This window comes from Mycobacterium sp. (genome assembly GCF_032159565.1).
Classification (GTDB): Bacteria; Actinomycetota; Actinomycetes; order Mycobacteriales; family Mycobacteriaceae; genus Mycobacterium.
In genome coordinates this window covers 1-9,738 of the sequence record NZ_JAVHWR010000090.1, presented here as the reverse complement: position 1 = coordinate 9,738, position 9,738 = coordinate 1, and the positions used below count along the sequence as shown (strand labels likewise).

Below are 9,738 nucleotides of genomic sequence, written 5' to 3'. Positions count from 1 at the left end.
GTCCGACGAAGCGGCACTGATCACGAGGTTCGTCGAGCGTTCGGCACGCTCCAACGCGGCGCTGGCCGCAAGGACAAGCAACGTCCGCATGATTCGGGTCAACGGAGACTATCCACCAGACACGGTGCGCACGCGAGTACTCAACGCGATCACGTAGCACAGATCGACCGTCTCCTCCACGGGGCGGACGCTGCGACGTTCAGCCTCTGAAGCCGCGCCCTCAGAACGGAATCAACGGCACCACGACGGTTCGTAGGACGATCACAGCGACAAACACTGCGGTAAACGCCAGATCAATGGATACGGACCCGAGCCGCGCCGGCTTCAGCACCCGCCGGACCGGGCCGATCACGGGCTCGGTGATGCCACGGGTGATCCGGCGAGCCTGGTAGAGCCCGCTGCTGCCGCTCGCCGGGGACAAGACGCCGATCCAGTCGACCACCATCCGGGCAATTAGCACGAGTTCGAACAGCAAGAGAACGATTCCAAGCAAGCCTGCGACCACCGCACACTCCTTCCGACTTTCCCGAGTCTTCGCCGTCCAGCTGAGAAGGGACTGAGTCCGTCGGCGCACTGCCCCGCAGGCCGTGTTCGGGATCGTGTCGCTCGTAATCCCACCGAAATTGGCTCTCAGCGTGAGCTTAGCAACGCCGCTCTAGGTGGCGCCTCTCCTTCACTGGCTGGAACATCTGTAAGTCCAGAATTGCGGCGCGGCGAACGTCTGTCGTCGCTGCTGACACCCATCAATTCTTCCTGCCAGCTGGAATGTCTTCCGTTGCAGCCGAAAGGGGCGCCCGGGTGAGAACAGTGTCACACCGACACCCCCGTCAGCACCTGGATACGGCCAAAACAGCTTTACCTCAACGTCATTGACCGTTAGCGGTGTCCACCGCCGCCGCCGTGAGAGCCGCCGCCGCCGTGAAAGCCGCCGCCGCCGTACCCGCCGAGCAGAAAGGCGTCACCGCCGTAGGGATAGAAGCCTACAGGCGGAGGTGAGTCGTTGATCTGGACGTTGCCCGGTGACTGGCACACGGTTCCCGTGCCGCTCGCGCCGCAGGACTGTCCGGTGTCAGCAGCTGACGCAATCGGTGCGGCCATAATCGCAAGAGCTGCAGCGCCCGCACCCAACAACGGTGTCATGTAACTCAGTTTCATTCGCATGGTGGCATTCCTTCGATGGTTGGTTGTGTCTTCCGTGTTCCAGGGTTGTCCTCCGCCGAACTCGCGTCGTCGGTGCTGACGCCCATCAGCGCGCCCGCCACCCCGAATATGTGCTACCCGTCAGCAGGTATTCGCGGCGATGCGCGGCTCGGCCTACGCCCCCGGACTGCACCAACAATGATGGCGGAACCGATATCTGGTGATACCGCTTTCGCCAACGTGATCGACACCGCCAGCGAACCCCCCAGCCGGCCGAACCACCAGAACGCCGACCACGAAAACAACACCAAAGGGCACCCCGGAAAGATCGCTCGAGCCCGTACGGCAGAACTGTCTCCGCAACGATGAAGGACGCGGCGACCGCGAGGCCGATAGCGAGCGGTAGGGCCGTGGGCGCACCAACAGGCGGACCCGGCGAGCGCTCAACAATGGCGATAGTGCCCGTGCACCAGAACTGCGTGCCACGCGCACCTCAACCACAGGTTTGGATCAAATCGTCGTTCCGACCATCTGTCCGATGCCGTAGGTAACGAGCATCGCGAGCGCTCCGCCAAGCACCACCCGCAAGACCGCGCGCCTCTTGGCGGCACCGCCAAGGATGGCGCTCACCGTCCCGGTCAACGCCAGCGCGATCAACACCGACAGAAAGGCCAGGGGGACACGGGCGCTCACGGGCGGCAGCAAAATCGCGATGAGTGGAATGACGGCACCCAGGGTGAATGCGACCGCCGACGAGAACGCTGCCTGCCAGGGGTTGGACAAATCGTCCGGGTCGATGCCGAGTTCCACGTCAACGTGGGCGGCGAAGGCGTCGCGATCCGTCAGTTCCCTGGCGACGACCCGTGCTGTTTCCGGGCTGAGTCCCTTCGCCGCGTAAAGCCCTGCTAATTCTTCAAGTTCGGCCTCGGGCATCTCGTCTAGCTCTCGGCGCTCCTTCTGCAGCAGCACTCGTTGCGTGTCACGCTGCGTGCTCACCGACACATATTCGCCGAGCGCCATCGAAACCGCGCCCGCGACCAGGCCTGCCACTCCGGCAGCGAAGATCACCGAGCTGGTCGTCGTAGCCGCGGCCACGCCGACCACAAGACCTGCCGTAGAGACGATTCCGTCGTTCGCTCCGAGCACCCCCGCACGTAACCAGTTCAGTCGCTTGGTGACGTGCAACGCATGGGGGTCCGTCGCGGGATGCGGGGCCTCACCGCGTAATTCAGCGCGGTCGGATAGCGTCATGTCGCGGCGATCGACAGGCGACTGCCGGGTGGCGACGCGGTTGTGGCGGTGACGGCAGAGGCGACGTCGTCGACGATCAGTTCCCGCGTGGCGCCCGCCGTTTCGGCTGCCGGCACGGTGGGGTCGGGCCAGTGCACCTGGTACAGATCGATGTGGTCGATGCCCAGCGCGGTCAGGCTGCTGTCCACGCCTCTGCGTACCCACTCCGGGCTTGCGTCGCGGACCAGGCCGGGATCGGTTTGGCGCAGGCCGCCTTTGGTGGCGATCATGAGCGCGCTGCGGTTACGCGAAAGTTCATCGCGCAACGCGCTGCCAAGGAGACGCTCAGATGCGCCGAAACCGCAGACCTGGGCGGTGTCGAAAAAGTTGACGCCGACCTGGCGAGCCCGACGGATGGCAGTCACGGCCGCGTCTTCGTTGAACTGGCCCCAGTCGCCGCCGAGTTGCCATGTCCCAAAGGCGATGCGCGAGACAACCAGGCTGCTTCGGCCCAATGTGGTGGTCTTCATGCTGTTCCAATCTCATCGAGCATCGGCAGGCCTGCGTCTGCGTTGTTGCTGTCCAGGATTGCCTGCGCGCGAGCCGGTGTCGTTAATGCTGATACCAATCGGTGCCCCCTAGTAGTGGGAATCTGCATCTACCGGCCAGCTGTAAATGCTCTATGTTGTGGGCAAGATTGGCAGCTAGTAGGAATGCGCACTTATCCCCGCACTGCAAAGCTGATCGAATGCTGCTGCGAGTGACCCGATGCGCTGTCTGATCGTCGACGACAGCGCGGATTTCGTCGACGCCGCGCGCGGCCTGCTGGAGTGCGAGGGCATCACCGTCGTCGGCGTGGCGTCGACGAGTGCCGACGCGCTTCGGCTTTTCGAGGAGTTGCGGCCCGACATGACGCTGGTCGACATCAACCTCGGGAGCGAGAGCGGCTTCGAACTCGCCGAGCAACTCCACCGGGTGGGGGGGCCGTCACCGTCACCAGTGATACTGATTTCCACCCACGCCGCGCAGGACTTCACGGACATGATCGAAACCAGTCCGGCCGTCGGGTTCGTGTCCAAATCCGCCCTGACGTGCGGCGCCATCCACGATCTCGCCGGCGAGTCAGCGTGACTCGAGGAAGGTGATCACCGCCAACACCCGGCGGTGATCGTCGCCGGCCTCCGGCAAGTTCAGCTTTGTCAAAATGCTGCGAACGTGCTTTTCGACGGTGCCCTCGGTCACCCAAGCCGATGGGTAATACCGGCATTGGAACGACCCTCGGCCATCAATGCCAGCACCTCACGTTCCCCGCGCGCTCAGTCAGCCATGGCCGACCCAGTGCAGGACCGTCGGTGGATACGGTGACGATTTCCATCGGTTGAGCCGACTGGTCACCGCCGTGTCGTCGTAGCCATTCCCTTCCTCCGCATCCCACTCGACGATGCCAGCGCCGAACTGATGAAGGAGTCCGAATATGCGTCGAGCCTGGGCGTCGGATTCGATTGCGCCGCCTACGAACTTGTTGAGTGCAACCGGAAAATACTCGATATCGCCGCTCATAGCTCACCATCCACGACTAGAAAGGTCTGGCTGACCGCAGAGGTAGACCCGCCCGGACCGAAAGGCGGTACATGCCGGGTCGCCGCGCCGCCATAGGGATGATGATTCGGCCGTTTTGTGCGCCAGCCATAGGTCTGGCAACGACATCTCGCGTCTCGAGATCCTCTACTTTGCGACGGATTTTTCTTGGAGCCGACGCCAGAAACTGCGACAGTGAAGTCAGTACCCACGCTGATAACGTCTGGGTATGTCAGCCGACTCGATCCCGGAAACCCAAAGGTCGCATAGCGCGGCGGCGGCAGCACGCTCGACGAGAGTTTATGTCGGTGGAATGTGTAGCTGGTTTACGACGGAGTGCGGTGGCCGAGCGGCGCTAGCCGACTTGGGACGACCCTGGAGCCGAGAGGATTTCGCGATCGGACAGTCGGTCAGCCGTTTTTCACCAAAGTGAACTGGCATACGTCAATGTAGCCGTCACGGAATAGGTCGGCGCAACCGGTGAGGTACTTCATGTAGCGCTCGTAGACCTCTTCGGATTGAACCGCAATGGCCTGCTCTCGGTGGCTCTGTAAGTTTGCCGCCCAGATGTCCAACGTTCGGGCGTAATGGGGCTGCAGCGGCTGGACGCGGGCCACCTGGAAACCGGCTCTGACTGCGTGTTGCTGAACTTGGGCGACCAAGGGCAGCTCCCCGCCGGGAAAGATCTCATCCATGATGAACAAGATGAACTTCAGCAGTTTCGCCGGTAGCTTCAGCCCCCGCCTTTGGACCTCTTCGACGCTGGCTCTGACGATCGTATGCAGCAGCATCACGCCATCGGGAGGCAGCACGGAATGAGCCATGGTGAAGAAGCTGTCGTAGCGAGCTTTGCCGAAGTGTTCGAACGCACCGATGGACACAATCCGGTCGACCGGTTCGCGAAACTCCTCCCAGCCGGCCAAGAACACGCGCCGGCTGCGCGTGGTGTCCATCGCGCGGAAAATCTTGTCAACGGCGATCGCCTGGTTTTTGCTCAAAGTCAGGCCGACGGCGTTGACGTCGTATTTCTCCACGGCACGCCGCAACGTGGCACCCCAGCCGCAGCCGATGTCAAGCAGCGTCATGCCCGGCTGCAGCCCTAGCTTGCCTAATGCCAAGTCGATCTTGGCGATCTGGGCCTGCTCCAGAGTCATGTCTTCGCGCTCGAAATAGGCGCAGCTGTAGGTCTGGGTCGGATCGAGGAAAAGCCGGAAGAACTCATCGGACAGGTCGTAGTGAGCCTGTACATTCTCGAAATCCGGTCTTAGGCCGGTCTTCTCCCCACCCGCAGCCACTGAGGCCATGGCGCGAGATTATGCGCCGACTCGCATCAACGCAATAGCCGGCGACGTTGCGGCGCAATTATGGGACTGTTCACCTTCGACATTGATCGCCCAGGTGCGCAGAGGTTTCTTCTGGCGTGGGTGACAGCAATTGTCATATTCCCCACTTCAACCTGCGCGTTGCGGCGCAGGGAGGTCGACTGATTGGAGCAAGCGATGATTCAGCCGATGGAGCCGCAGCCGAGCAACGTCTCGTCATATGACGACGTCCCGGAGCCGCCGAGGGCCATGCCCGCCGAGGTCGATGCCGGCTCGGTGATCGTCTACCCCGAGATGCCAAGGCTGAGGCTGATCAGATCCACTTAGTGCCCGCGGACGGGTGAACAGCCTTCCGGGACAGAAATGCCGCGCGATGAGACGACGATGGTCAGTGCATCACCGGTGCCCATCCGAGCATGACCCGGTTCGAGCCGCGTGACCTGGCCGGTGTGGAGGCCGAGCGGCCTTCCCCATCTGACTGTCAGGAACGATCGCCAACGACGCAGTCGACCAGGCCGGTGAGCCCGTGACCCTCTACTGCCAGGGCCAGGCAGCCCTCGTGAACGGGCCATCCACTAGGCGTCGACCTCTGTTGTGGGCGTAATACGACACGCAACTGTCGTCAACGGTTGTCGTTGTCAGTCGTCAGAATTGGCGTTGGTGAGGTGCCTGCGCTTCGCCTGTTCAGGTTCCAAACCGACTGATCATCCAGGTCGGCGGCTGTCGGCTGTCTGTTGTCGACAGCAGTGACATGCGCACCCGCTTCAGCGTCACGGGGCAATCCGTGACAGACCAGTAAAGATTCCTGACACGATAGCGCTATCCGTGACAGATACTGCGGTACCTAGTAGACGTACTAAATGCGGGGGGCGGTCATGCCAACGTCGGGTTCTTCCTACAGACCTACGCCCACGTCCTCAAGAACGACGACCGCGAGGCCGCCGAACAAGCAGTCGTTCCTCCTTGGACCCGACTGGGACGACGGTTCACAAGATCCTTAGCGAGCCTCACGTTCACAAATCCGTTCACAAACGGCATGAAAACGGCCCCCGGAGTGATTTCCGGGGGCCGATTCCTTTTAGTAGCGGGGACAGGATTCGAACCTGCGACCTCTGGGTTATGAGCTAACCGGTCCCGGTTTCGCGTGGCCTCGCGGGTCTCAAACCTGCAGGTCACGATCAATCCCCCGGTCGAAGCTATTACGCCGCGTTCCACGCCATCTCGGCTCTTGCGCCGCGTTTCGTTCACAAATCCGTTCACAACATCCACGCCGACGTCGGCAAGATCCGAATCAACCGTGTCAAGGTGGTCCGCTATCCAGCCAGAGTCCTCACATGCTGAACACGACGTCTACTGATTACGCATTGCGCCGGCGGAGCCGGAAACGCATATCTCAGGCGATGCCGAATTCTTTGATCTTGCGGTAGATCGTGGCGCGCGACATTCCCAGCGCGTCGGCGGCGGCGGCCTTGCTGCCTCCGTTCTCCTGCAGGCTGCGTACTATTGCGTCCCGTTCCAGCGCCTCGATCTGAGTGAGTTTTCGCCTTGCCAGTGAGCGACATTCAGCGGGCAGCTTGTCCACACCGATCAGCCCCGACCGTTGCCGAGCGACCGTCTCGGCGAGCACTTTGCGTAGCTGCCTGACATTGCCCGGCCACGGCAGCTTGGCCAGTTGCCGCATGGCGTTGCGGTCCAGCCGCACATCGGCGCCACGGGTCAGATCTCGGAGCAGGTTTGGCACCAGTTCCTCGAGGTCTTCGATACGGTGCCGCAAGGCGGGGACGGTGACGGTGTGGGTAAAGAACGGCAGCACCAGCATGTCAACCAACGGTGACCGCGGCCCCGCGCCGGCCGTTGCGGCCACCCAACCCCGCCCGGCGCGGACCTGCAGCACCGCGGCCAGCGGTTCGAGCGCGTCAGTGGTCAAGCTGTCCATATTGGCGATGACCACCGCGAAATCCTCGTCGTCCGTAATGGATTCGAGCTCGGCGACGAGATCCCCGGCGGTCGCGAAATCGTGCGCGCGCAACACCCGCACGGCACGCTCTGGAGCCACGTGCTGTGCGACCGCCTGCCCGAGTTTCGCCCGCCCTGATCCATTCTCGCCTTCCAACACCACCCAGTCGCCGTCCCGGCAACATCGCTCCACCTGCTGGCAGCTGCGGCGCCAGGAACTGCTGCGTCCCGCAAGGGTGGGTATCGACAGGCGAGTGGTGTCACAGCCGGTTCCGCCAACCGCCGCGCTCTCGGGCGAGAGGTGCACATGGAACACGACGTTGCTGCCGCGGCTGCCGGTGGTCATCCGGTCGGCGGTGGTGATTTTGGCGGCCATGCCGCTGGGCAGGGTGGCCACGACCGTCGACGCGGCCGTCGCGTGGCACAGGTCAGACGCATGGTCGAGCAGCGTCCGCTGATCGTTGGCGTCCAGTGTCTGCCGCAAACGGGGGTTCATCAGCACCACGTCGCCGCCGATCGCCAGCACTCCGCCCGGATAGCGCCGGTTCTGCTTCAAGTAGGCCTCCAGCAGCGCGGTTTCGCTTTCGGTCCTGAATGCGCTGATTCTGTCCTCGATCTGGCTGCCGGCGCTCTTGGCCAGCACGAACAGCAGCGGATCGGAAAGGTTCGCCCAGCAGGTCAGGTCGACGACCCCGAGAAGCTTGCCGGTGATCGGATCACGGATCGGGGAACCCGCGCACGCCAGCCGACCCAGCGTGCCGACGTAGTGCTCATTGCCCTGGATGAACGTAGCCGCACCGGTCTCCAGGGTGGTTCCGATGCCGTTGGTGCCGGCGAATTCCTCGGCATAGCTGTAGCCGCGCGCCAGCCGCACATCGTCGAGGGCCTTCATGATCGCCGGATCGGAGGTGACGCGCTCCAGCACCAGGCCGTCCGCGGAGGTCAGAATGACGCTGACCGCCTGAGACGATAGGTCGGAGGCGATCCGGCGCAGCACCGGGGCCGCGGCACGGACCAGCGGGGAGTCCTCGTTGGGGTCTCGGACATAGGGCAGGTCGACCCGGTCGGGATGCACTCGCAGATCCCGCGATCGGCGCCAGGAAGCAAGTATCGGTGGCGCGACGGCGTCGGTGTTCAGCGCTCCCGCGCTCAGGAACTGCTCGCGGGCTCGCTGCAACCCCACGGCGCTAACACGTGTGACATCCGTAGCCATGGTGGCTGCACCTCGGTCGTCAATGGCTGTCTCCGCAGGGTAGACCCCCGGTGGTGTGACGTGCATCTCAGTTTGAGACAAAGCGACCGTCTCCCGGCGAACTCCGCGGCGCGCATCGCCTGTGATGCGCGTCTCAGACTGAGACGCCTGTGCGCCGGAACACACGGTTCTATCGGTTCTTGCATCGTCCCCCGCCGGCACTGGACCGGCTCGCACACAGGAGGCGCATTTTGAGTAGGCAAAGCTTGACCAAGGCTCACGCGAAGATCACCGAATTGTCCTGGGAACCGACATTCGCCACGCCGGCCACCCGGTTCGGCACCGACTACACGTTCGAGAAAGCCCCCAAGAAGGACCCGCTCAAGCAGATCATGCGGTCCTACTTCCCGATGGAGGAGGAAAAGGACAACCGCGTATACGGCGCCATGGACGGCGCCATCCGCGGCAATATGTTCCGCCAGGTGCAGCAGCGCTGGCTGGAGTGGCAGAAGCTTTTCTTGTCGATCATCCCGTTCCCTGAGATCTCGGCGGCCCGCGCGATGCCCATGGCGATTGACGCCGTGCCCAACCCGGAGATCCACAACGGCCTGGCAGTCCAGATGATCGACGAGGTCCGGCACTCGACCATCCAGATGAACCTCAAGAAGCTGTACATGAACAACTACATCGACCCTGCCGGGTTCGACATCACCGAGAAGGCGTTCGCCAACAACTACGCCGGCACCATCGGACGGCAGTTCGGCGAGGGGTTCATCACCGGTGACGCGATCACCGCAGCCAACATCTATCTGACCGTGGTCGCCGAAACTGCCTTCACCAACACCCTTTTCGTGGCCATGCCGGACGAGGCCGCGGCCAACGGGGACTATCTGCTGCCCACGGTGTTCCACTCGGTGCAGTCCGACGAGTCGCGCCATATCTCCAACGGCTACTCGATCCTGCTGATGGCGCTGGCCGACGAACGTAACCGCCCGCTGCTGGAACGCGACATGCGCTACGCGTGGTGGAACAACCACTGCGTCGTCGACGCCGCGATCGGCACCTTCATCGAGTACGGCACCAAGGACCGGCGTAAGGATCGCGAAAGCTACGCCGAGATGTGGCGGCGCTGGATCTATGACGATTACTACCGCAGTTATCTACTGCCGCTGGAGAAGTACGGCCTGACGATTCCGCACGACCTCGTTGAGGAGGCGTGGAAGCGCATCGTCGACAAGCACTACGTGCACGAAGTGGCGAGGTTCTTCGCCACCGGCTGGCCGGTCAACTACTGGCGCATCGACGCCATGACCGACACCG

General features: G+C 63.0%; 9 protein-coding genes and 2 pseudogenes. 3 read left to right on the top strand and 8 right to left on the bottom strand.

Annotated elements, in window-relative coordinates:
• Positions 1-220 precede the first annotated feature (220 nt).
• The 4 genes and pseudogenes from QOC76_RS11435 to QOC76_RS11420 all read right to left on the bottom strand — a co-directional run.
• Positions 221-505, bottom strand: coding sequence for a YggT family protein (locus QOC76_RS11435; RefSeq protein WP_526356952.1), 285 nt, complete (start codon positions 503-505; stop codon positions 221-223).
• 371 nt (positions 506-876) lie between these two features.
• A complete protein-coding gene (locus QOC76_RS11430) occupies positions 877-1,161 on the bottom strand; it encodes a hypothetical protein (protein ID WP_526356951.1) in 285 nt (94 codons plus the stop codon).
• A 489-nt stretch (positions 1,162-1,650) separates the two neighbouring features.
• A complete protein-coding gene (locus tag QOC76_RS11425) occupies positions 1,651-2,391 on the bottom strand; it encodes a VIT1/CCC1 transporter family protein (protein ID WP_526356950.1) in 741 nt (246 codons plus the stop codon).
• A gap of 74 nt (positions 2,392-2,465) precedes the next feature.
• A pseudogene (locus QOC76_RS11420) lies at positions 2,466-2,900 on the bottom strand (aldo/keto reductase); the annotation flags it as partial.
• Positions 2,901-3,138: 238 nt separating this feature from the next.
• Between QOC76_RS11420 and QOC76_RS11415 the strand changes: the two are divergent.
• Entirely contained in the window at positions 3,139-3,501 is a 363-nt protein-coding gene (locus QOC76_RS11415) for a response regulator (RefSeq protein ID WP_526356949.1), read from the top strand.
• On the opposite strand, the pseudogene QOC76_RS11410 reads toward QOC76_RS11415, so the two are convergent.
• From QOC76_RS11410 to QOC76_RS11400, 3 genes and pseudogenes are all read right to left on the bottom strand, one after another.
• Positions 3,493-3,677, bottom strand: a pseudogene (locus tag QOC76_RS11410) (response regulator transcription factor); the annotation flags it as partial. The gene QOC76_RS11415 and the pseudogene QOC76_RS11410 overlap by 9 nt on opposite strands.
• A 13-nt stretch (positions 3,678-3,690) precedes the next feature.
• A complete protein-coding gene (locus QOC76_RS11405; RefSeq protein ID WP_526356948.1) occupies positions 3,691-3,930 on the bottom strand; it encodes a hypothetical protein in 240 nt (79 codons plus the stop codon).
• 428 nt (positions 3,931-4,358) lie between these two features.
• Positions 4,359-5,252, bottom strand: a complete 894-nt coding sequence (locus QOC76_RS11400; RefSeq protein ID WP_526356947.1) for a cyclopropane mycolic acid synthase family methyltransferase — start codon at positions 5,250-5,252, stop codon at positions 4,359-4,361.
• A 195-nt stretch (positions 5,253-5,447) separates the two neighbouring features.
• Between QOC76_RS11400 and QOC76_RS11395 the strand changes: the two genes are divergently transcribed.
• Positions 5,448-5,597, top strand: a complete 150-nt coding sequence (locus tag QOC76_RS11395) for a hypothetical protein (RefSeq protein ID WP_526356946.1) — start codon at positions 5,448-5,450, stop codon at positions 5,595-5,597.
• A 1,066-nt stretch (positions 5,598-6,663) separates the two neighbouring features.
• Here the strand turns inward: QOC76_RS11395 and QOC76_RS11390 are convergent.
• Positions 6,664-8,439, bottom strand: coding sequence for a sigma-54-dependent Fis family transcriptional regulator (locus QOC76_RS11390; protein WP_526356945.1), 1,776 nt, complete (start codon positions 8,437-8,439; stop codon positions 6,664-6,666).
• Positions 8,440-8,669: 230 nt separating this feature from the next.
• Between QOC76_RS11390 and QOC76_RS11385 the strand changes: the two genes are divergently transcribed.
• On the top strand, positions 8,670-9,738 hold a 1,069-nt coding region (locus QOC76_RS11385), incomplete at its 3' end, for a ferritin family protein (protein ID WP_526356944.1).